Origin of the sequence: Mucilaginibacter achroorhodeus (assembly GCF_007846095.1) — a bacterium.
Taxonomy (GTDB): domain Bacteria; phylum Bacteroidota; class Bacteroidia; order Sphingobacteriales; family Sphingobacteriaceae; genus Mucilaginibacter; species Mucilaginibacter achroorhodeus.
Map to the genome: position 1 here is coordinate 128,662 of NZ_VOEI01000001.1, position 22,840 is coordinate 151,501.

The 22,840-nt window shown below is 42.9% G+C and carries 22 protein-coding genes; 4 read left to right on the forward strand and 18 right to left on the reverse strand.

Annotated features, from left to right (window positions below):
• Window positions 1–2 precede the first annotated feature (2 nt).
• Both radC and rpsT read right to left on the reverse strand, forming a co-directional pair.
• Window positions 3–701: a RadC family protein gene (gene radC, locus FPZ42_RS00630; RefSeq protein WP_146268569.1), complete on the reverse strand. Its 699-nt coding sequence runs from the start codon at window positions 699–701 to the stop codon at window positions 3–5.
• Between the two features lie 239 nt (window positions 702–940).
• On the reverse strand, window positions 941–1,195 hold the full coding sequence (gene rpsT / locus FPZ42_RS00635) for a 30S ribosomal protein S20 (protein WP_146268570.1): 255 nt from the start codon (window positions 1,193–1,195) through the stop codon (window positions 941–943).
• A gap of 278 nt (window positions 1,196–1,473) precedes the next feature.
• Here rpsT and FPZ42_RS00640 point away from each other — a divergent pair, with 278 nt between their 5' ends.
• Complete coding sequence (locus FPZ42_RS00640; protein ID WP_146268571.1) at window positions 1,474–2,433, forward strand: zinc dependent phospholipase C family protein; 960 nt, start codon at window positions 1,474–1,476, stop codon at window positions 2,431–2,433.
• 3 nt (window positions 2,434–2,436) lie between these two features.
• On the opposite strand, the gene FPZ42_RS00645 is transcribed toward FPZ42_RS00640, so the two are convergent.
• The 5 genes from FPZ42_RS00645 to gldG form a co-directional block, all read right to left on the reverse strand.
• A complete protein-coding gene (locus tag FPZ42_RS00645) occupies window positions 2,437–3,099 on the reverse strand; it encodes a DedA family protein (protein ID WP_146268572.1) in 663 nt (220 codons plus the stop codon).
• A 47-nt stretch (window positions 3,100–3,146) separates the two neighbouring features.
• On the reverse strand, window positions 3,147–3,902 hold the full coding sequence (locus FPZ42_RS00650) for a DUF4397 domain-containing protein (protein ID WP_146268573.1): 756 nt from the start codon (window positions 3,900–3,902) through the stop codon (window positions 3,147–3,149).
• A 5-nt stretch (window positions 3,903–3,907) separates the two neighbouring features.
• Window positions 3,908–4,597, reverse strand: coding sequence for a DUF4397 domain-containing protein (locus FPZ42_RS00655; protein WP_146268574.1), 690 nt, complete (start codon window positions 4,595–4,597; stop codon window positions 3,908–3,910).
• A 157-nt stretch (window positions 4,598–4,754) separates the two neighbouring features.
• A complete protein-coding gene (dnaN, locus tag FPZ42_RS00660) occupies window positions 4,755–5,879 on the reverse strand; it encodes a DNA polymerase III subunit beta (protein ID WP_146268575.1) in 1,125 nt (374 codons plus the stop codon).
• 114 nt (window positions 5,880–5,993) lie between these two features.
• Window positions 5,994–8,399, reverse strand: a complete 2,406-nt coding sequence (gldG, locus tag FPZ42_RS00665; protein WP_146268576.1) for a gliding motility-associated ABC transporter substrate-binding protein GldG — start codon at window positions 8,397–8,399, stop codon at window positions 5,994–5,996.
• A 118-nt stretch (window positions 8,400–8,517) separates the two neighbouring features.
• Between gldG and FPZ42_RS00670 the strand changes: the two genes are divergently transcribed.
• On the forward strand, window positions 8,518–9,636 hold the full coding sequence (locus FPZ42_RS00670; protein WP_146268577.1) for an AI-2E family transporter: 1,119 nt from the start codon (window positions 8,518–8,520) through the stop codon (window positions 9,634–9,636).
• 125 nt (window positions 9,637–9,761) lie between these two features.
• Here the strand turns inward: FPZ42_RS00670 and FPZ42_RS00675 are convergent, their stop codons facing one another.
• The 10 genes from FPZ42_RS00675 to FPZ42_RS00720 all read right to left on the reverse strand — a co-directional run bounded on the left by FPZ42_RS00675 (window position 9,762) and on the right by FPZ42_RS00720 (window position 19,267).
• Window positions 9,762–11,096 carry a M16 family metallopeptidase gene (locus FPZ42_RS00675; RefSeq protein ID WP_146268578.1) on the reverse strand — a complete coding sequence of 445 codons (1,335 nt, stop codon included), beginning with the start codon at window positions 11,094–11,096 and terminating at the stop codon, window positions 9,762–9,764.
• Between the two features lie 18 nt (window positions 11,097–11,114).
• Entirely contained in the window at window positions 11,115–12,494 is a 1,380-nt protein-coding gene (locus tag FPZ42_RS00680) for a M16 family metallopeptidase (protein ID WP_146268579.1), read from the reverse strand.
• Window positions 12,495–12,579: 85 nt separating this feature from the next.
• Window positions 12,580–13,170 (reverse strand): DUF4230 domain-containing protein, encoded by a 591-nt coding sequence (locus FPZ42_RS00685; protein ID WP_146268580.1) that lies wholly within the window; start codon window positions 13,168–13,170, stop codon window positions 12,580–12,582.
• 80 nt (window positions 13,171–13,250) lie between these two features.
• Window positions 13,251–13,670, reverse strand: coding sequence for an OsmC family protein (locus FPZ42_RS00690; RefSeq protein WP_146268581.1), 420 nt, complete (start codon window positions 13,668–13,670; stop codon window positions 13,251–13,253).
• Window positions 13,671–13,878: 208 nt separating this feature from the next.
• Window positions 13,879–14,946 carry an NADPH dehydrogenase NamA gene (namA, locus tag FPZ42_RS00695; RefSeq protein ID WP_146268582.1) on the reverse strand — a complete coding sequence of 356 codons (1,068 nt, stop codon included), beginning with the start codon at window positions 14,944–14,946 and terminating at the stop codon, window positions 13,879–13,881.
• A gap of 146 nt (window positions 14,947–15,092) precedes the next feature.
• Window positions 15,093–15,797 carry an SDR family NAD(P)-dependent oxidoreductase gene (locus FPZ42_RS00700; RefSeq protein WP_146268583.1) on the reverse strand — a complete coding sequence of 235 codons (705 nt, stop codon included), beginning with the start codon at window positions 15,795–15,797 and terminating at the stop codon, window positions 15,093–15,095.
• The gene (locus tag FPZ42_RS00705) at window positions 15,794–16,156 is read right to left on the reverse strand and encodes a type II toxin-antitoxin system VapC family toxin (RefSeq protein ID WP_186458661.1); all 363 of its coding nucleotides are present in this window, start codon (window positions 16,154–16,156) and stop codon (window positions 15,794–15,796) included. Before FPZ42_RS00705 ends, FPZ42_RS00700 begins: the two co-directional genes overlap by 4 nt.
• Entirely contained in the window at window positions 16,146–16,394 is a 249-nt protein-coding gene (locus tag FPZ42_RS00710; RefSeq protein WP_146268585.1) for a hypothetical protein, read from the reverse strand. The genes FPZ42_RS00705 and FPZ42_RS00710 overlap by 11 nt, the downstream gene beginning before the upstream one ends.
• Before the next feature lie 23 nt (window positions 16,395–16,417).
• The gene (locus FPZ42_RS00715; RefSeq protein ID WP_146268586.1) at window positions 16,418–18,193 is read right to left on the reverse strand and encodes an aromatic amino acid hydroxylase; all 1,776 of its coding nucleotides are present in this window, start codon (window positions 18,191–18,193) and stop codon (window positions 16,418–16,420) included.
• Between the two features lie 102 nt (window positions 18,194–18,295).
• A complete protein-coding gene (locus FPZ42_RS00720) occupies window positions 18,296–19,267 on the reverse strand; it encodes a lysylphosphatidylglycerol synthase transmembrane domain-containing protein (RefSeq protein WP_146268587.1) in 972 nt (323 codons plus the stop codon).
• Window positions 19,268–19,473: 206 nt separating this feature from the next.
• Between FPZ42_RS00720 and FPZ42_RS00725 the strand changes: the two genes are divergently transcribed.
• Window positions 19,474–20,343 carry a carbon-nitrogen hydrolase gene (locus FPZ42_RS00725; protein ID WP_146268588.1) on the forward strand — a complete coding sequence of 290 codons (870 nt, stop codon included), beginning with the start codon at window positions 19,474–19,476 and terminating at the stop codon, window positions 20,341–20,343.
• A gap of 119 nt (window positions 20,344–20,462) precedes the next feature.
• On the forward strand, window positions 20,463–21,521 hold the full coding sequence (locus tag FPZ42_RS00730) for an agmatine deiminase family protein (protein WP_146268589.1): 1,059 nt from the start codon (window positions 20,463–20,465) through the stop codon (window positions 21,519–21,521).
• On the opposite strand, the gene FPZ42_RS00735 is transcribed toward FPZ42_RS00730, so the two are convergent.
• Window positions 21,466–22,674: a hypothetical protein gene (locus tag FPZ42_RS00735; protein ID WP_146268590.1), complete on the reverse strand. Its 1,209-nt coding sequence runs from the start codon at window positions 22,672–22,674 to the stop codon at window positions 21,466–21,468. The two genes, FPZ42_RS00730 and FPZ42_RS00735, sit on opposite strands and share 56 nt — an antisense overlap.
• Between the last annotated feature and the right edge of the window lie 166 nt (window positions 22,675–22,840).

A 22,840-nucleotide genomic window follows, 5' to 3' on the forward strand; every position in this document is an offset into this window, starting at 1 on the left:
ACTTAGATCAGCCCCTCATCCCCAAAACTGAAGTAACCGTTATCTGTCAGGATCAAATGATCCAGCACATTTATATCCAGCAACCGACCTGCTTCTACGATTTTCTTAGTTAATTTCAGGTCTTCCTGACTCGGCTTTAAATTTCCAGATGGATGGTTATGAACCATAATGATAGCACTGGCCTGGTGCTGCAAAGCCATGTGGAAGATTATCTTTGGGTCGGCAACGGTACCGCTAAGGCCGCCTTTGCTAACCAGTTCTTTAGCAATAACTTTAGATGACCGCCCGATAAGCATCAGCCAAAACTCCTCGTGGTTAAGATCGCGCAGGTGGCGGCGCATGATGTTATAACCATCCCGGCTGCATTTAACTTCATCGGGCACGGGCGTTTCGCTATTGTCGCGCCTGCGGCCAAGCTCAAGCGCCGCAATGATAGAGATAGCTTTTGCTTCGCCGATACCTTTAAATTTGCACAGTTCGTTTATGGAAGCCTTACCAAGTTTATTAAGATCGTTATTGTAATGGAGCAGTATGCGTTTGCTTAGCTCCACAGCCGTTTCAGTACGACTTCCGCTACCTATCAGGATTGCAATGAGCTCTGCATCGGTAAGCGCACGGCGGCCTTGCCCGCTCAGTTTCTCGCGCGGGCGGTCTTCTTCGGCCCAGGATTTTATGCTTATTTTGTTTTGATAGTCTTGCAAGTGGGTAAAGGTTAGAAGACTAAAGTAAGAGAAATATTTAAAAGATGACTCACCCCGTGACACTTAGTTCGCGACCCTCTCTGCTGCGCAAATAGGGTGAGCTACATCGATATCTTCTTTTTTACCCTCTTTGCGCGCGGCGTAGAGAGGGTCGACAAGCGTCAGCGATGTCGGGGTGAGTAAACAAAAAAGGGATAGCACTTGCGTACCATCCCTTCTTAATATTGTTTATTAAGCTATTAGCTTAAGCCGTTTACAAATTTAGTAAGCTTCGATTTATTGTTTGAAGCTTTGTTTTTGTGAATAACGTTCTTTTTAGCCAAACGGTCAAGCATAGAAATTACTTTAGACAAAAGCGGAGTAGCATCAGCTTTAGTAGTTGCACTTCTTAATTTCTTAACAGCGTTTCTGGTTGTTTTAGCCTGATACCTGTTACGCAGACGCTTCGCAGCATTTGCCCTGATTCTTTTAATTGATGATTTATGATTTGCCATTGTAGCTTGTTATTCTTTTTAAGGCTGCAAATATACTCACAGATTTTTTTATATGCAATAGTTTTTATGGATTTTATTGGATAGTTTTTAACATTGAATTAAGAATTAGTGCATGTAAGCGTTATGCGAATATCTGAACTGGAATTTAAAGAATTGGCGAATTGACCGGCTTTGAAAGCACCTTAGCATAGCCCGTGAGCAATGATTAGTGCGCCATTGAATTAATCTCGTCCGCTTACTTCTCTCATTAAATTAAAATGCCCTATTTTCACCCAAACATGAGGCGCCTTATTTTAACCTTCCTCTCCTGCATCCTAATTATTACTACCTGCTGCTCATGGGGATTTTTTGCTCATTATCGCATTAACCGGTTGGCTGTTTTTACGCTACCAAAGGGAATGGCTGGCTTCTATAAAGCGAACATCGAATTTATAACCGAGCATGCTGTCAGCGCCGATAGAAAGCGGTATGTAGATTCATCGGAAATACCCCATCATTTCTTTGACGCCGACCATTATGGTAAGCAACCTTTCAAAGTAATGCCACAGCATTGGATAGATGCCGCAGCCAAATACTCATCAGATACCCTGAATAAATATGGCACCGTTCCCTGGACCATCACCAGTAATTATTACTGGCTGGTAAAAGCTTTTAAGGCACATGATACCACCGGCATATTGATCACCTCGGCTAACCTGGCACATTACCTTTCAGACGCGCATACACCCTTACATTTAACGGAAAATTACGATGGGCAGCTAACTAATCAGCAAGGTATTCACGGGTTATGGGAAAGCCGCTTGCCCGAACTTTTTGCCAATGGATACCATTACAATGTGGGCAAGGCCAAATACATCAGTAACCCACTGGCAGAAGCCTTCAGGATCTGCATCAATTCGTACAAAAAAGTTGATACGGTACTGCGCGTGGAGCGCATGCTGAATAAAACCTTCCCGCCGTTGCAGAAGTATGTAATAGAGCAGCGCGGCAACAGAAAAGTAAAAGTTTACTCGGTTGCTTACAGCAGGGCCTATCACAAATTGTTACGCGGAATGGTGCAGCGGCAGATGAGGGCATCCATACTCAGCGTTGGCAGCTTTTGGTTTTCAGCCTGGGTTGATGCAGGCCAACCAGACTTGAATAAATTAATTCAAAAGCCTCTAAGCAAAGATGAAAGGCTGAAAATTGACAATGAGGAAGCTTTGTATAAAGCAGGTAAGGTGGCCATCAAACCTTAGTGCTTATTCCGCATTCACTTTCTCCGGTTTGCTAACCCTGCTTTTGATGTAAGCAAATATCGGCGGAAGCAATGATACCAGGATGATGATGATAGCCACCAGCGAGAAATTCTTTTTGATGATATCTACATTACCAAACAGGTAACCACCATACAAGAAGATGATTACCCAGCAAACGCCTCCCGCAATATTGTAAACGGTGTAACGGCCAAATGGCATATGCCCTACCCCTGCAACAAACGGTGCAATGGTGCGTATGATCGGCACAAAACGGCTAAAAATAACGGCCTTGCCACCATGCTTATCAAAGAAGGCCTTGGTTTTTAAATAGTAGCTTAGCTTAAGTATTTTGTTTTCTTCTTTAAACACACGGGCACCCAGGTATTTACCTAACAAATAATTAACAGTATTGCCTAAAACTGCGGCAATTATTAAAATAATGCAAAGCAGATTAACATCCATGCCTGTTGCGCCACCGGCTATTAAAGCACCTGCAGCAAACAGCAACGAATCGCCGGGAAGGAATGGGGTTACCACAAAACCAGTCTCTGCAAATATAATTACAAAGAGGATGAGGTAGGTCCAGCTTTGGTATTGGCTGATGATCTGCGAGAGATGTTTATCAATATGCAGGATAAAATCGATGATGCTGTGTATTACTTCCAAAGCTTAAAATTTTGGTGCAAAAATATAAAGATAAAGCTGTAAGCCAATTAATAAGTTGTATTTACCGGCAACGTGTTTAAAATGGTATTGATACCGTAGGAAGCGGTATCAGACGTGCTGCTTGAGCGGCCGTAGCTAAAAATAGTATACGACTTACCATCAAGGATGGTAAAATTTGTAAGCGTCCTGATAGCTTGTGTGGGATTGTTACTTGCCACGATATTGATGTTGTAACTGCCGGCCGTTACCTCAACAAACTTAGTTGTGCCCTTAAATGGGATCTGTTTAAATGCAGCCGTATCATTCAGTGTGAGGTTAAGTCCTGATGGTATATTGAAGATGCCATTAACAAACCTTATTTTCCCCCTGCCATTTGCCGGCTCTGAGGTAGTGTCAGCAGTCAGAACATACGTTAGTGAACTATCAACCTTTAAACCCATTATAAACAGGGTAAATGGGACGCCTCTTACTAAACTACGGTTTAAAGTAAGCAGGTTGGTGGGATTAAGGTTGGTAGCAGATTGTACATTACGTATTTGAAGTGGCGTATCAGCCACATTTATTAAGCTATAACTTGAAATGCTTGGATAACTGTAAACGGCGCTACTTTGTGGAGTAAACCGTGTATATAATTTTATCGGTTGTACATCCGGACTTAGGTTAGCAATGATAAACCGTGCATTGTTATTTGAACTTGAAACACCGTTTTCTTTACCGCACGAGCTTAGCAACGGAAGCACCATAACACCTACCACACATAGGAGCAGGTAAACCATTAAACTGCTTTTGTTTTTATTTGCCATGCCTGTTAGTTATCGTTAAGGGTAAGCCCAGTTGCGTTAGTTGTTGGGCTGGTAGTTAAATTACTTCTCAGGAATATTGTATATGCCCGCCTTGGCGTTAAAAGCCAAATGTCGTCACTTATCAACGAAGCCGCGCTATGCGCGATACCTGCTTTATAAATTCGTATATGCCTGCGACTGCCCGATCCTGTTGCGAAATAAGGGGAAATAGATTTAAAGCTGATATTTGTGAAAGCCAGGGTATCACCCACAGTAACGTCTACATTCCCCACACTTGGAGAGGTATGCGCAACGCGTACCAATAAGGTGTCTTTTGCAGCACTGCTTAATGTATCTACAAATGCAAAAGCCTGTTCGGCCGAATTACCGGCTATATAAAAAGAATAGCGTTTGCCACTATCTAAAGCTAAGGGTACATTAAAAAGCACATCGGGCCGGCCAGCCTTGCGTGCCTGGTAATTTTGCAGGCCAACCAATGTATTGATAGGCCCGGAAGAACCTAATGGATACAAAAAGTTTGTGGTATTAACCCTGCTGCCGTTCACGTAAACATTTACCGTGTCCACCGTAGCATTTACCAGGTTAACGGTTGTTGTTTGTCTTATACCTGTGCTATCATCCCCCTTTTTACAGGCAGTAATAAAAGCGCTTATGGCAACAATTACAGCAATAAGTGTCCGGTTTAATTTCATCATCAAAAGCAGATGCTATATAACTCAATAATAGCAACAAATGTTATATGGTGGTTACAAAAAAGTCCGGTTGGAGCCGGACTTTTTTTAGTGATTAGAGATCAATTTTCTTGTCGAATCAAATACCTAATCACTAATCTCTGATTAACCAATTAACTAACTACGCATAGCTATTCAGCATAACCGGCATCACCAGCATTAATATATCTTCATTCTCGTCGCCGCCTTGTGGCAGTAATAAACCGGCACGGTTAGGGGTTGACATTTCAAGCGATACTTCCTCACAATTTAAGTTCTTAAGCATCTCTATCAGGAAACGGGCGTTAAAGCCGATTTCCAAGTCGTCGCCTTCATATTGGCAAGACAAACGCTCATGGGCTTCGTTAGCGAAATCGATATCTTCTGATGAAATATTCAACTCACTGCCACTTATCTTTAAACGCACCTGGTGAGTGGTTTTGTTGGCATAAATAGCCACACGGCTCAACGAGCCCAGGAAAGCCAACCGATCTATAGCCAACTTATTTGGGTTTTCCTTAGGAATAACCGCTTCATAATCAGGGTAACGCTCATCGATTAAACGACAAACCAGGTTGATATTGCCAAATTTGAAGAAGGCACTGGTATTGTTATATTCTACTGAAACGTTAACATCATCGGCCGGTAAAGCTGATTTTAACAATGTTAAAGCCTTTTTAGGCAGGATGAAAGACGTTGTGCTTTCTGCTTTGGCATCTTTACGGCGGTAGCGCACCAGTTTGTGCGCATCGGTAGCCACAAATGTTAGTGATGATGTGGTTAACTGGCAAAATACACCCGTCATGGCTGGGCGCAGTTCATCGTTACTTACCGCAAATATGGTTTTGTTAATAGCCTCGCCTAAAACAGAAGCCGGCAGGTTTACCGATGAGGCATTTTCAACAACCGGGATCTTCGGGAAATCTTCGCCGTTTTCTCCGCTGAGTTTATATTTACCGTCACCAGCGCTTATCTCGATAGCAAAAGTGCTGTCATCAACCGAAAAAGCTACAGGCTGCTCCGGTAAAGATTTAAGCGTATCTAACAGTATGCGTGATGGAATTGCAATACGGCCGTTCTCTTTCGCTTCTACCGCAAGCGACGTGGTCATGCTGGTTTGCAGGTCGGTAGCAGAAATAGTCAAGTTCCCGTCTTTGATCTCAAACAAAAAGTTCTCCAGTATAGGCAATACGGTACTGTTGCTCAGCGCGCCGCTTACCGACTGTAACTGTTTGAGTAGTGTTGATGTGGAAACAATAAATCTCATATGATATAACGTTTATCTTATTCTTTCTAAAGTATCTTGGCCTCTCGTGCCTGTCATCAACCCTTAATTTGACAGGGTGACTTGAGGTGTAAGGTGCTACCAAAAGTAAAAAATTTAATGAGCATACTTTCGCCTGCGCAGATAATGTTGAAAAATAGCAAATATCAACACTAAGGCTATCGGCACTATGTTATTAACCAACTGCCAGAACAACTTTTCCTGGCGAATGCGGGCACGGTTCAGAAGCCGCATCTGTATCTCTTTAGACCTTAAAGTAATAAGGCCGGAGTCGTCCGTCATGTAATCGGCTATGTTAAGCAGCAGGTTTTTATTACCATAAGTTTGGCGGGTGTAACGGTCATAATCCAGCGGAAATGGCGAGCCATCGGCACTTACCTGATTACGCAGGATATCGCCGTCGCTTAGAACGATCATTTTGGTGGGTTTACTTTGCTGCAATGGTTGTACCTTATCGGTGATCCCCTCCGGCACCGGGCGGTTCCTGAAATCAGAAATAAACTCACCTTCAAGTAAAACGCCCGTTATTTTCGGCTGACTTTGAAACTCTTTAGGATCAGGCTCCTGCTCTAAAGACCGTAGCGACAACATGTGAGGTGCGTTCAATTTTTTATTATAAGGCGAAGAGGTCAATAGCACCGTCGCCTTTATATTTTTAGCACCCACCACATCAATGGTGCTTGCAAACTGGCTGCTGATGCCATCCAGGTTTTTTACGATAGGATGCTTTGCAAATGGCAAAAAAACCGGGTTAAACAACCATGGCAGCATTTGTATCTGCGGCTGCCCACCTGCGTTGCCGGTGGTCACGGGTATCTGCGAGCAATTCATATCGGCCAGCAGGTCATAATTGATGCGCACGCCATAATTAAAAAGCTGATCGTCTAAATTCAGTTGCTTGTTAAATGCCAATTGGTCTTCGCCTTTATTGCGCAGGCTATCCAATTCGGCGCTCACCTGGTCAATTGCCCATAGCACGCGACCGCCGCGCATAATAAACTGATCGAGCTTAAATTTTTCTGCTTCGGTAAATGCTTTGTCGGGTTTGGGGATAACCAGCAAACTTATCTTGGTTAAACTATCAAAAGGTATAGTTGCCAGGTTTACACGGCCTACCAAATAGCCGTCACTCAAGCTTTGCATGGCACCGTTTAGCTCACGGTCTTTCAATTCGTTGTGGCCCTCGGTAAAACCAATGCGTTGCATGCCGCCATTGGTTACTTTTTTTATAGCCGATGTAAATGCGTACTCCAAATTTTGAATAGAATTGTTCAGCACCTCATCCGGGCTCAGATTTACATTGCTTTGCGTTTCCAACAGCTTAACGGGTACGCTTTTGTTGCTATAGCTCACCAACGCAAATGGTATGATCAGTTTTTGAGATACGCCATCATCTGTTTTAACGCTCAGGTTTTGGGGCTCTATACCTTTTCGCTGCAACTCATCAAGTTTTTGGTTTTGCTGCTCCTGGTTAAGGCCGCTTAACGGTTCGATAAATTCAAATTGCAGATCGTTATTATTGCTATACGCTTGCAGATCGCTCAGCATATCTTTTACCGAAGTTTGAAGACGCTTCATCCCACCAGGAAAGTTATCACCTTGCAAAAACACTGTTACCTTAACCGTGCCGGGCAATTTTTGCATGATGTTGCGGCTGATAGGCGATATAGTGAAACGTTTCTCCTTAGTGAAATCAAACCGGCTAAAATACTTTGTAGATAATAAGGTAAGTGCAAGCACTCCTCCAAATACAGTTAGAAATGCCGTATTCACAAATTTCCTTTTTAGCTGGCGGTGCAGTACGTAAAGTGTAAGCCAGATGAAAAGGGCTATCAGTACCAGAAAATACATCAGATCGCGCGTATCTAACACACCCCGACTGATGGAATTATAATGCTCGGTAATGCCTAAATTTTGCAGGCCGAGGTTTTGCAATGAAAGGATGGTACTTAACGAATCGAAGCCGCTATAAAAGAAGAAGCATAGGAAAACAGCAATGGTAAAGGCTATTACCTGCGTTTTACTTACCGATGAGGCAAAAACGCCTATCGCCGTGAAAACAGCGCCTAATAAAAACAAACCGATGTAAGAGCCTATAACCGCACCAGTATCAATATTCCCCTGCGGCGTGCCCAATGTTGACACACTGAAATAATAAACCAATGTAGGTACCAATGCGAACAGAACGATGACCACCCCTGCCAGGTACTTACCTAACACGATCTGAAAATTGGTGAGCGGGCGGGTAAGCAGCAGTTCAAAAGTACCCTCCTTACGTTCTTCTGCTAACGAGCGCATGGTTATGGCCGGCACCAGGAACATAAAAAGGTAAGGCGCAGTGCTGAACAAACTATCTAAACCGGCGTAGCCATAGGCCAGAATGCTGGTGTCCGGAAATACCCAAAGGAACAAGCCAAGCACCAGTAAGAACACGCCAATGGTAATATACGCTACTAACGAACTGAGGTAAGTTGTAATTTCTTTCTTAAGGATGCTAAGCACTTTTTATAAGGGATATGTATTAAAACGGTAAAGTTACAAATTGGCGGTTATTTAAAAGTTGATTATATATCAAACATTTAAGGTCTTTAACTTCTTTTCTGGGTATATCTACCTCTACATGTCCATAAAAATTAAAGATCAACCTTTTTACATCCAGGCCACTGCCGTATTATTCGGTTTAATATTGGTGGTTTATGCACTGAATATCTTGGGCGAGATACTGGTGCCGCTTGCTTTTGCTGTTTTCCTCTCTATACTGCTTAATCCGCTTTGCAACAAATTGCAGCAGTTGAAAGTACCTAAGGTGCTTTCCATTGTCATAGCCATGCTTATCATGATCTTATCAGTGTTGCTGGTATTTTATTTCCTGTCTACTCAGATCGTACAATTTGGTGATTCACTGCCTATGCTTCAAAAAAAGTTTGAGAGTATTACCGCTGATCTTAAAAACTGGATACAGAGCTCATTTGGCGTTACGCTTGCTAAGCAGGAACAAATGATCAAGGATGCTTTGAACAGCAGCCAGGCCATGGTGGGCAAAACGCTCAATAGCGTGCTGGGCATACTATCTGTAGTTTTCCTGTTACCCGTTTATATATTTTTGATGCTTTTTTACAAAACGCTCATCCTCAACTTCCTGTACGAGGTTTTTGCCGAAGAAAACTCTAAAAAAGTAAGCGAAGTACTTACCGAAACTAAAACCGCTATACAAAGCTATATTGTTGGTTTGTTAATAGAGATGATCATAGTAGCGGCCATGAATTCTGCTGCCTTAATGCTGCTTGGCGTTAAGTATGGTATCTTGATCGGCTGTATCGGCGCTATCCTTAACCTTATCCCCTATTTAGGTGGCATTATTGCCATAGCGCTGCCTGTGTTAATGGCTACAATTACTAAAGATGGATACTCGACCCAATTAGGAGTAGTTATAGCATACATCGTTATACAGTTTATCGATAATAATATCCTGGTGCCGCGTATTGTATCTTCAAAAGTGCAGATAAACGCATTAATGTCTATCGTGGTGGTGCTATTAGGTAATCAGTTATGGGGCATTTCAGGCATGTTCTTATCCATCCCTTTTGTTGCCGTATTAAAAATTGTATTTGATCGTATAGAACCTCTTAAGCCCTGGGGCAAATTGCTTGGCGATAATGTGCCAACCAAACAAGTGGTAGAGATATGGCGAAGCAGGAGAAAAGCTGCAATAGTATCAGGGGTGAAAGACAAAGGATAAAAAGATCAGGGACAAAAGATAAAAAGATTTCAAATTACAGTAATAAAGCAAAGGCCTCAACATTAAGTTGAGGCCTTTGCTTTGTCGAGTCATTTCTCTTTCGTCCAATGTCTTTTATCAGAACATTAATGATTAACCGGGTTGTCAGCTTTTTTTAGCGTTCCATTGGTAAACAGTATCGGATTCACCTTTTTAGTATCGCCCTGGTAAACCCAAATGATGTTACCAATGTACTTTCTGAAAGCATCGCTTACTTGTGTTGGCGTTAATTTCTTAACGTCATCAGCAAGTGTTAATGAGCGCCTCCAGTTATTGTGCAACACCTCATTAGCTACTAATGAACCTGCCTGTGCGGTATTGGTCTCGTTTTTATAGTAGAAACCGGTAAGATAGGTAACTTTCATGTTGGCTACATCGGCAGCATCAAAGCCATTGTTTTTGATACGGTCGACCAGTTTGTCAAACACGGCTATGTATTTATCGGGCTGCGTGGTTGATACCGAGAATTTAGCTACCGAAGTAGATCCCACGCTGAACCATGATTGCGGCGCGTATGATAAACCATTATTTGTGCGTACATCCAGGAAGTGTTTATCAGCAAAAATGCGCATGGCCACGTTAAAGGCATCAAAATCAGGCGTACCTGGTGCCGGGCCGCTGGTTACACCTTCAACATAATTAGTTGCCAGCTCGCGGTTCTCTGCCGAAAATGTGTTTTTATACACCCTGAAAAATGATTTTTTCATCTCGTAAGGTGCTCCCTGTTTAATGGAGCTAAGCAATCCTTTAATTTTTGCTTCTATGTCGGCACGGTTAAGATCAGCTACCACCACGATAACCATGCGAGACCTGGTTAAAATTGACTGGTAATATTTCTTGGTTTCCTCAGCGGTAAGTGCCTTTATTGTTTCGGGCGTACCGTTAGGATTTTTTGCATAGTCCCTGCCGGCGAAAGCTACTTTATCAGCGTATTGATCGATAGCATAATCCGGGTCCGAATCCTGCGATTTAAGGTTGTTGATCTGGTCTTGCTTGATGCGTTCAAATTCTTTAACATCAAACTTAGGCATAGTAATAGCCTCTACATAAAGCGGCCATGCTTTAGGAAGATCGCTCTTAATGCAGTTAACTTTTATCACCGAATAATTTTTAACTGCCATACCATACACGGCAGCGCTAATTTTATCCAGTTGGTTCTTAAAATCGTTTTTATCACGCTTAAGTGTACCGCACTCGCTAAGGGCATTCATGGCCATCGCCTCAATACCGGCCTTATCGGCAGGGTAGTTTTGTACACCACCTTTAATAACGGTTTGTATCTCTACAATATCGTTACCGCTGGGTTGTACAATAACCTTTACGCCGTCAACCGTCATTTCATAAGCCTTTTGCTGGGCAAAGGCCGGGCTTGCGCCGGTTGTGGCAGCGGCAAGCAATAACAGGTATATATTTTTTTTCATCTTGATGTTCAGTTTAGATTATTTAACCACAAAAAATGATTGCACATTGGCAGCCTTGCTGATTTCAGGCGTTAAAATGATACCGGCAACCATAGGCTTACCAACTACATAAGTGTTCATGTATTTGGCGATGTCAGCACGGGTAATTTTCTGGTAGTTATCTGTTAGATCGGTATAGTAATTTAACGACGTGCTGCACCACTGGTAACTTAGTTGAGATGGAATTGATGATGGTTTTTCCATAGCGCGACTATGATCGCGCAGCAGGATAGCCTTTGCATCAGCCAGTTGTTCATCTGTGTAATAATCTGGCCTGCCCCAAATACTCATCTGATTCTTGATCTCCTCGTAACATTCTTTAAGCTTGGTTGGGTTTGGCACCACAAACAAAGAGATAGGACCGGTATAGTGAGACGTATTGTAGCTAAAGCTTACTGACGATGCCAGTCCTTTATCAACCAAAGCTTGTTGCAATTTTGATGAGTTTAAACCGATAATGGTTGAAAACACATCGGCAGCAACGGTTGATGCTGAATCAGTCATGTACGCCGGGCCTTGCCAATCAATCATGATCATTGGCGTGCGGGCAATAGACATTTCCTTAACAAACGCTACGCTCTTATCCAGCGGCTTAAACGGCGGAATAGGATATTTTACATGCGGATCGAAACCGCTGCTTTGCCAGTCGCCAAAGATCTGCTCTGCTTTTTTAAAGGCGTCTTCGTGCTTTACATCACCACAAATAGTAAGTAAGCTATTGTTAGGGAAGTAGTATTTATTTTTGATGATCATCATTTTCTCCGGCGTAGCAGAGTTGATAACCTCGTGTATACCGATAGGCATTTTGCGGGTGATGAGATCGCCCCAAAGATTTTTATTTACATCGTAATACAACTGAAAACCCGGGCTGCTCTCGTTACGCTGAAATTCGCCATCAACTACAGGGCGTTCTTTCTGCATATCCTCTTCACGATAGATTGGGAAACGGATAGAGGCGTTCATCAGTTTTAGGCCGGCGTTGAGGCTGTCCTTACCGACGGTGAAATAATAGTTCACACGCTCAACACTGGTGGTGCCATTCCAGATTGCACCGAGTTCCTGTGTGCGTTTCAAAAATTTTTCCTGTGTAGGATAATCTTTGTTGGCTTTGAAGAACATGTGCTCAAAGAGGTGCGAAAGGCCACTGTACTCGGGGCCTTCTGTGTATGCACCGTTCTTAACAGCCATTTCAATGGTTGTAAGCGGCACTTTGCTGTTTTCTATCACAACAACTTCCAGTCCGTTGGGTAGCTTTTTCCAGAAGTAACCTTCGGGAAACCTTGGCTGGGCAACTGCGCAAAACGAGCCGAACAAGCCCGCAGCAGCAAGGGTTAATAGTTTAGTAATTTTAGAGGTCATAAAAATTTAAATGATAACATTTAGATGTTGATGCCCCTAATTTATTACAATTAACCCTTAAATTAAATTTTTAGTTAAACGAATACTATTTAAACCTGATCACAACCGCTTTGCCTGATACATTTTCCAGGAACGGCTTAAAAATAGTACCTGCGTTCTCGCGTGCCTTACCTAAAAGGTTCATCTCGGTTGCGGTGGCCAGCATTTTCTTTTCGGCAATTTTATACACGTCCTCAACCATAGTTTTGCTTTTATCGGCAAACCAAACTCCCGATACATCATATACTCGTGATTTCTGGTGATCCAGTTTCACATAGCAGATCTCCGGTTGTGGCAGGCTTACCGTAACGGTGTCTTTGGTTTGTACGATATCATCCTTGCGCGCCTTGGTCAGGTCGATGCAAGCGGTTACCTCACCTACCGCTACAAACAGCACCCGCGAATCGGGCAGTATCATATGCAGTTCTTTCTTTTCAACAACATCCTTCATGGCGTATTTAACCAGCTCAAGCTTGCCCATATTTACTATTTTAGATACCATGGCATCTTCAGTGATCTCGGTTCGCGTTGTGTTAAATTCATGCTTGATATAAAAGAACAGGAAGATCAAAAATCCGGTTATTACCAGCGCAAAAAACAAAGTAAGCGAAAACCGCGAGCGGGATGAGTTAAACATAGAAATCTATTTACAAATACTTACAAAACAAGACAGCGATGGTTTTGGCCATCGCTGTCTAAAATATTAACACGCTTTAATTACGCGTAAGTAACGTTTAAAGTGATTGGCACGCTAAGCGCTTTAGAAACGATACAGCCGGCTTTAGCACCTTCTGCAACTTCTTTAAACTGCGCTTCATCAACACCTTCAATTTTTGATGCTTTAAGCTCCAGGTGAATACCTTTTATCTCAAGTGCCTGCATATCCAGATCAAGTGTGGCTTCCGTTGCCAGGTCGCCGGCTTCAATACCTTTTTGCGTAAGCGCTGCACTTACCGCCATGGTAAAACAGCCTGCATGGGCAGCCGCTATCAGCTCTTCCGGGTTGGTACCAACGCCTTCTTCAAAGCGTGTTTTAAAGGAATATTGAGTATTGTTTAAAGTTGTGCTTTGAGTTGTTATTTCACCTTTACCGCTTTTTAAATTGCCATTCCAGTGTGCATTTGCTGTACGTTTCATTTGATTTGTTTTTTATGAGTTTATACTAAAATAATGTGTTGTATTGATATTCAAAATAAATAAACTGTTACCGTTTTACTCACCTCGACTTTTCTGCGCTGGTCGACCCTCTCTGCTTCGCAAAGAGGGTTTAGAAAAGTCCTCTTTTCGCGCAGCGAAGAGAGGGTGGTCAAGCGAAGCAATGACCGGGTGAGTCACCTCTGCGATGTTACCATTTCGCCCTTTCATATTGTACAGGCCATTTTACTTCATAGCCCAACTGATGCGCTGCCCTTAAAGCAAAATGCGGATCACGCAGCATTTCACGCGCTAATAACACCACGTCAGCCTGACCGTTCTTGATGATCTCGTCTGCTTGCTTTGGTTCTGTTATTAAGCCAACTGCACCGGTTAGTATATCGGCGTTCTCTTTTACCTCTTCAGCAAATTCAACCTGGTAACCAGGCTTAACAGCTATGCGCGCACCGGCTGTATTACCACCGCTTGAGCAGTCTATCAAATCAACATTTTTAGGCTTTAGGAGTTTTGCCAAAGCAATAGAATCGTCGATTGTCCACCCGCCATCAACCCATTCAGACGCGGATATGCGAACGAATAGAGGAAGATCGGCAGGCCAAACTCCGTTAATAGCGTCAACTACCTGCAGCAAAAGCCTTGAGCGGTTTTCCAATGAACCACCGTACTCATCAGTACGTTGATTACTTAAAGGCGATAAAAATTGGTTGATGAGATAACCATGCGCCGCATGGATCTCTATTACCTTGAAACCAGCTTTCAGGGACCGTTCAGCAGCCGATTTAAAATCAGCGATCACTTTTTCGATCCCTGCTTTATCCAGTTCCTTCGGCGCAACTTCTTCAGTTTTAAAGGGAATAGAACTCGGCGCAACAGTTTCCCAACCATTTGCATGGTCAGGTAAAATTTGTTTGTCACCGTTCCATGGCTGTTCATGACTGGCTTTACGACCTGCATGTGCCAATTGTACTCCTGCAAATGCACCGTGTTCTTCAATAAAAGAAGTGATCTCTTTAAGCTTATCGATGTGTTCATCCTTCCAGATACCTAAGTCGGCAAAGGAGATGCGCCCTTCCGGAGATACAGCGGTAGCCTCTGTAATGATCAAACTTGCGCCTCCGGTAGCAAAACTGCCTAAATGCACCAGGTGCCAGTTATTGGCAAAACCATCAGTACTACTGTACTGGCACATAGGCGATACCACTACGCGGTTCTTTAACTCGATATTTTTTATTTTGAGGGGCGAAAATAGATTAGCCATTGTTCTTTTGTTTTTTGCCAAATATGGTCAACATAACACGCCCCGCGTTCAGTGGTTTGTCATAAACCGTAACGCAAAGGCATATTTACTTACAAATGAACAACGGGGCTTGTTTTCACAGGACTACTCTTTAACGGAGTGCCCGTTTAAGGCGTGGTTAAGGCTACAGGCAATATCTTGCCGTTGAAGAATTTATGCCCGCCAATAGCGAAATCAGCAATGTACTTACCCATTTCAAAAGCCATCACCGGCGACTCGTACCCCGGAAAAGCCTGCTCTAACATTTCCGTTTGAGCCGAGCCTAAGGCAAGACAGTTTACTTTGATGCCTTTATCTGCAAACTCCTGCGCCAGGCATTCGGTAAGGGTATGCAGGGCCGATTTAGATGCTGAGTAAGCCGATAACCCATTGAACTTTGAACTTCCCTGGAAACCGCCCATGCTGCCGATGTTTAGAATGTGCGAGCCTTGCCCCATAAACTGCAGCAGGTTTTGTATCACACGAACATGGCCTAAGTAATTGCTTTGCAGCATCTCTACAAAGTCCGTTTCCTGCAACTCCATAAATGGCTTGTTAATCAAAACACCGGCGTTATTGATAAGTGCATCTATTTTACCATCAAAATTTTGGTTGATAAACTGCTGCAGCCCGGCATATTCATCGTGTACAATATCAAAAGCTATGGCAAACAGCTGGCAGTCGGGGTTGATGCTTTGGGAAATCTCCATTAGCCGGGTAAGCTTATCCTGAGAACGAGCCAGGGCGATAACCTTATGCTTTCCGGATGTGATCAATTCAATAACGGCTTCAAACCCAACACCACTGCTGGCTCCGGTAATTATAATGTTCATAGAGCAAAAGGATCAATTAATTCAACTTTATTATCTATAGATTTAAAATCGGCAACATTGTGTGTTAACAAAGGTTGCTGTTGAACCAATGCAGTAGCGTAGATGACTGCATCTGGTAACTTGATTCGATTAGCGCGGCGGATATTAATGGTGGCCTCTACAATGGCATCGTTCAAGTGGATAATTGAAAGCTCGTTGCAAAGTTTTACAATTAAGTCATGCTCTTCCGCATTTTTGAAGGCAAAGCCCAAAGCTTCTATTTTGGTGATAACAGAAATTGATGCGTGTTTAAGAAAGAGTTTTTCGGGGGATAAAGTGTAATTCGATAAATAAATAAGAATATTTGTATCAAAAATCACGATCCCATTCCTTTCTGATTTCACGCTGCCATTCGGACGGATCTTTTATGTCGTTGAAAAGGTTTTTGCCTTTCGCCTTGTCTAAAATTGCTTTTACACGCTGATATTGTTCAGATGGTTCTTGAAACTGGTCTTGGCTTCGCTCTTCTTCAACCTCATGCACATACGGTATTTCACTCAATATTTTTTTGAGAGACTCGGTACGTTCATCATCTACTTTCACAATCAGCGTTGTCATAACTCTAAATTAGCACAAATATCCTAAACCACCAACTTCTCTTCTATCGGGTTGGCTATCAGATACAGGCCGTCGTCAATCAATTTTCTGTACTCGGGTTGGCTGGCTGCCTTTGCAATTAAAAATTGCCGAATCTCCGCAGCAAGTGCCGGTTCGGCGTTCTCGTGTTCCAGTAATTCCAATATTTCCAGCGCACACAGCCAGTCGTCATGGTGATATTTTTGAAGCATCATCCACACGTTTCCTAAAAATCCCAGATCGCCCCCGGTTTGCCTGCGGTTGCGCACCTGTTGGTAAAGCTTATGCAACTCACGAATGCGGGAATCATACTCGGCATGGTGCGTATTCGTCTGCGATTTAAGCGGTATCTCTAAAAAGGCATCCTTGTCTGCCGCACCGCAGAATACAGAAACAATGCGCTCGCCAACAGCCATATCATATTCGCCCCATGCAGGGTCAAAAAGTATTGCGCCCTTCTCATCAATCACTGTACAGTTAGTAAAAGTGATGAGCTGGGTTTTGCCACCATCAGTATGAATATTCTTGATCTTCCCGGACACGGTAATGCCGCTTTTATACTCCAGCTTCGCTTCTCTGCCTTTTTCTATACCTGCAGTGGTAAGTTCATCGGTAGAAAGATCTTCTAAAGGTTTATCATACCCTTTAAACAAGCCAACCGGCGAACTGAAACCATCTTTATGATAATCCCTGCCGTGGCCTTTTAATTGTTTATTATCAAAAGCCAACGCAGATGGACCTGTTGTTTTAATAAAAGCCGGCGAACCGTTTTCGATCATCACATCGGTAAAGGTACCCGAAACCTGCAATCCAGAACTATAAACAGCCGTACAGGTATTTTTACTATCGATAGCTTTTTGCATGCCATAAATACCGCCCCTGCGGAAAGACATGCTATCGGCAAATTGCTCCAGCACATCTATCAGGTTTTGGAAAGTTGGCGTTACAAAAAGTTGCGGCTGCGTTTTGGTAATATCGTAAGGATATTTAACCGCATCAATGGTATAAGGCAGTTTGGTCACATTATCCTTCATGCAACTTGCACTTTCGCCGATGGATGACAGCAAGCCGGCGCCATAAATTTTTGGATCATCCAGCGTGCCTATCAGGCCGTACTCAACCGTCCACCAGTGCAGGCGACTAAGCAGTGCCATCTCAGATGGTTCGCCCATGTTGGCTTGTTGCCAGTCAACACGTTCCTCTGCTTTTTTAATGGCTTCGGCATCGGCGTTGGGCATTTCTTTAAGAATGGACAATGCGCGGATAGCCTCATATAACTCAAAATCCTGCGCGCTGAACATAGCCTTAGCTCCTATGGATCCAAAATAACTTAAATAGTCGTGGTAATCTTTATCGGCAATTATCGGTGCATGCCCCGCCGATTCGTGTATGATATCCGGAGCTGGCGTATATTCTATATGATTTAGCTGGCGTATATCTGCGGCAATAACCAGCACACGGTAAGCCTGGTATTCCATAAATGCCGCCGGCGGAATAAAGCCATCCACCGTAACAGCGCCCCAGCCAATTTTACCCAAAGCATCATTCATTTCCTGCAGGCTTGGTATCTTCTCAATGGTTAAACCTGCTTTTTGCAACCCGGGGATGTATGGGTAGTAAGCTACGTCCTTTAGGTAGCTGTAGTTCTGGCGCATTACGTAGCGCCATACGGCATGGTCTACCGGCGTATAATGCTCATAATGCTGATCTACTATGAACTGCTTCAAATGAGCAGGCAGCGCAGCAACCTGCGGATTGTTAAAATCATTAAATCGGCTCATTTTGGTTTTACTGGTTACTAACAAAACGTAAAATTAAGCAATAGGTTGGCGGAGAGCCAACAAACCGATTATAATTCTATTTTAGAATCTATTTAAGGAATTTTATTTTGAATTTTCAATTTCGCTATCCATCGGTTCTTCCATTTTTGGCAAACCCTCTTCTAATCGGCTTGGGCGGATAACATAATACACACCCAATAGTGCTACAAGCAACGAAATGATGTAAAACGTACCTGGCAGAAAAGTAGCAAGGCTCTCGTCCATTGGGAAAATCTTGGTCAATTGCAAGAAAACAGTTTCGCGGATACCTGCGCCACCTATACTGATAGGGATAATGGTGGCCAAAGCCGAAATGAGGAAAGACAGCAAATACGGAGAATATTTGCCGGTGAAATCCTGCCCTATCATCACAAATACAATGGCAATTACCTGCAAACTTTGTACACCAATAGCCTTTAAGTGCGCCTGCCAAAAGTACCGGGTGTACTCTCTAAAGAATTTGTAGGCAATAAAATAATATATTGCTGATGCTACAACAAAGATGCTTAGTGGAATACCGATATGGATATCGATCTGCGGGATCAAAAATATCAGCGCGATAATGATCAGACCGATCGCCCACAATCCGCTGAGCCTATCAAACATAATGGCCCAAAATACCTTTTTAGCCGGTAGTTTATAGTTTTTATGAAGCAGATAGATCTTGTAACCATCGCCGCCGATACCGCCCGGTAACAGGAAGTTATAGAACAAACCTAAAAGGTATAAGCGGAAGTTAAACCTCGGATCGAGCTTCAATTTGATGGATTTAAAGAAGCTTGATAACCGCCATGAAGAAATAACCATCGATGCGAAAAAGCTTACCAATGCCGCCAGCATCCACCAGTAATTGGCATGCAGCAGGCGTAGTTTAACTTTCTCCAAAGGCACCTTTCTGAACACAAAGTACAACAGAAGGCCTGTTACAATGAATTTGAGCAACACTTTGGTGATGCTCCACAAACGCTGCTTCCACGTTTTGGGGGCAACTAGTTCCTGTGCTTCTTCTTCCTCGGCTTGTGCTAAGTCTTTCATGCGGATGCAAAGCTATAGTTTATTTTAAATTCCACGGATTGGTTTGGAATGATTTCACAGATTTTAACGGTTTTGTAATTCAGTTAAGGCTGATAACTTAAAAATCAACCTAATGTAATCATTACTTAAAGTCGGTGTAATCATCGTACATAATCGGTGAAATCCCTAAAGAAATACGTATTTTTGCGCCAAATTTCATAAACGCTATGGGTAAGGTACAAGTAGGTATTGTGCAGATGAGCTGCACCGCAAACAAACAGGAAAACCTTGATAAAGCTATTGTTAAAGTACGCGAGGCTGCTGCCAAAGGTGCCCAGATAGTTTGTTTACAGGAACTGTTTACGTCGCTTTATTTTTGCGATGTTGAGGATTACGACAACTTTGCGCTGGCCGAGGCTATTCCCGGCCCGTCAACAGATGCTTTGTCGGCGGTAGCAGCCGAATTAGGTGTGGTGATCATTGCCTCATTGTTTGAGAAACGCGCGCAGGGTGTTTACCATAACACTACCGCTGTTTTAGATGCAGATGGTGCCTACCTTGGCAAGTACCGTAAAATGCACATTCCTGATGATCCGGGTTTTTACGAGAAATTTTACTTTACGCCGGGCGACCTGGGTTACAAAGTTTTCAAAACCAAATTTGCTACAATAGGGGTATTGATCTGCTGGGATCAGTGGTACCCGGAAGCGGCCCGCATCACCGCATTGATGGGTGCCGAGATCTTATTTTACCCTACCGCAATTGGTTGGGCTACAACGCAGGATGAAGCTACCAACAGCAAACAGTACAACGCATGGCAAACCATACAGCGCAGCCACGCAGTTGCCAATGGCGTGCACGTAGTAAGCGTTAACCGTGTGGGCGAAGAAGCCGGTGTTAAATTCTGGGGCGGTTCTTTCTTTGCCGATCCGTTCGGCGAGATCATGCACCAGACCACAGTTGAAGAGGAAGAAGTGATCGTGAAAGAGCTTGACTTGAATAAGTCAGACTACTACCGCAGCCATTGGCCGTTTTTGCGTGACCGTCGTATAGATTCTTATCAGCCTATTACGAAGAGACTTTTGGATAACGACTAATTTGTTTATCATGTCATTGCGAGCGATAGCGTGGCAATCTCGTCGCTTGCATATTGAACACGACGAGATTGCCACGTCGCTACGCTTCTCGCAATGACATATTTTTATATTGCCCTGCCATGAACAATGAACTATCAACCATGAACTTTACGGACTTACGTAACTTCCACTTCCCTGCCGAATGGGCACCGCAAACCGCCATGTGGCTTAGCTGGCCGCATAAAGAGGCTTCGTGGCCGGGCAAAATTTACTTGATATACCCTAAATACTGCGAGTTTATTAAAGTAGTGGCAGAAGGTCAGCTTGTTCGCATCAACGTAGCCGATGCACAGATGGAAGCTTTCGCCAAAGCGCAACTGCAAGAAGTTGGTGCCGATTTGAGCAAGGTTGAGTTTTACCACTTCCCTACCAATGATGCCTGGTGCCGCGACCACGGTCCGGCGTTTTTAGTGAACTACGAGGAGAAGAAAAAAGTGATCGTGGACTGGGGTTACAATGCCTGGGGCGATAAATATCCTCCCTATGATCTGGATGATGTTATCCCTACCAAAATTGCGCAGCATTTTAACCTGCCGGTGTACCATCCCGGTATTGTAATGGAAGGTGGTTCGGTTGATTTTAATGGCGCTGGCACGGTTTTAACTACTACTGCATGTTTGCTGAATAAGAACCGTAACCCGCACCTCAACCAGCAGCAAATTGAAGTTTATCTGCAAAAATACTACGGTGTTGAACAGGTACTTTGGCTGGGTGATGGTATTATAGGCGACGATACCGACGGCCACATTGATGATATTACCCGTTTTGTAAATACCGATACCGTAGTTACCGTTATCGAAGAAAACAAGAACGACGAGAACTACCACATACTGCAGGAGAACCTACAAACCCTTAAAACCATGCGTTTGCTAAACGGCAAACAATTAAACATTGTTGAGCTGCCAATGCCGGATCCCGTTATTTACGAAGACCAGCGTTTGCCGGCATCTTATGCTAACTTTTACATCGCCAATAAATCTGTAGTGGTACCAACGTTCCGCTCAAAGAACGATGACAAGGCACTCGATATCATCCAAAGCTGCTTCTCCAACAGGAAAGTAGTAGGCATCGATTCAACAGATATTATCTGGGGTTTGGGGAGTTTTCATTGTTTAAGTCAGCAGGAGCCGGCGGTGTAGTGTTTATTTCATAATCAAACCAGGGAATCCCGAGGAACCCTTTTTTCTCAAAAATGGCAACACTGTTTCCGACCAGTGTTTTCTCGTATGTGTTTTGTGATACGTCTATTGAAAATTCATTACGCCCTCGTTTCCAAGGATTTAATTTAAAATGATAATGAGTGCCTTTGCCGCTTGTGGTATAGGCTTCTGTTATATGAGTTGTGAATTTTAAAGGCTTGGAGTCATCAAATAAGCAGTTGGCCAATATTGTAACGCTAAAACCAAATAGAACGCTTACTATAATCATAATAAGCACCTGGCCTTTTACTGCTTCCGTTGTCTTATTTCGCCCTATTATAAACAACGGAATAAATAAAATTAATCCGAAAATCGGAGTTATTTTGAGTGATTCTTTAAATGATAGAATCTCGAAGCTTTTAATTGCTGCTACCATCATAATAATAACCGGCATCATAAAACCTATAGCGATACCTGAATAAGCACTTCGTTTAGAATTAGTAACAAATTTTGTTAAGCCGTTACTAAACTTAATAATGATAAGCCCTGATAAAACGAAGAAAAGCCCCACGTAAAAAATCAATTTAGGATTGCTAAAGAAGACGAGTATCATTGGAACGATAAAACCCAAAATAGAATAAGCTATTGCTATACCCCGCGTTTTTGAAAGTTTCGCCTTACGTTCTTCAATGGTATAACCCAACGAAGCATCATCCAATAAAATCTCAGTTTCTGCTTCCAGATCTTGTTTATCTAAATCCGGGAATGATTCCCTTAACCAACTAACCAAATCATCAGAACCTGCCAAATCACTGTAGTTACTTACTCTAAAATTCTTTTCTGTATCATGCTTAGGTTCTATAACAATTATCTTCGACTCTATTCTTACGCCTTTTATATCGTCAAAATGTAACGTCCTATCGTAGAATATTCTCTGCCGGGTTATACTTGTTTCAGTAACGATAACTTTGCTTTTGAAAAGGTTTACAAAAATGAGAGTACATATGATTACAGGTATCCCAATTATTACGTAAACCACAGCTTCGTTTGGAGGACTGGCAATATTTAAAATAATGAGAAAGGCAGCAAAGCCTCCCGTTATTGCTCCGTAAAATATTTTAGCAAAAAGATTGAGTTTATACTCCTTTTCCATGTGATTAATTAGGTATCCCGAAGATAGAAAATTTACAAAATTCACACCGCCTAATTTTTCACCGACAATTCATCCGCTTTTACCGACATCTTTAATGATGTTGCCAATATTGAGTTTGCTAATCTGTATGGTTAGTTTAGATTTGGTTAAGATTTAAAAGAAAGAC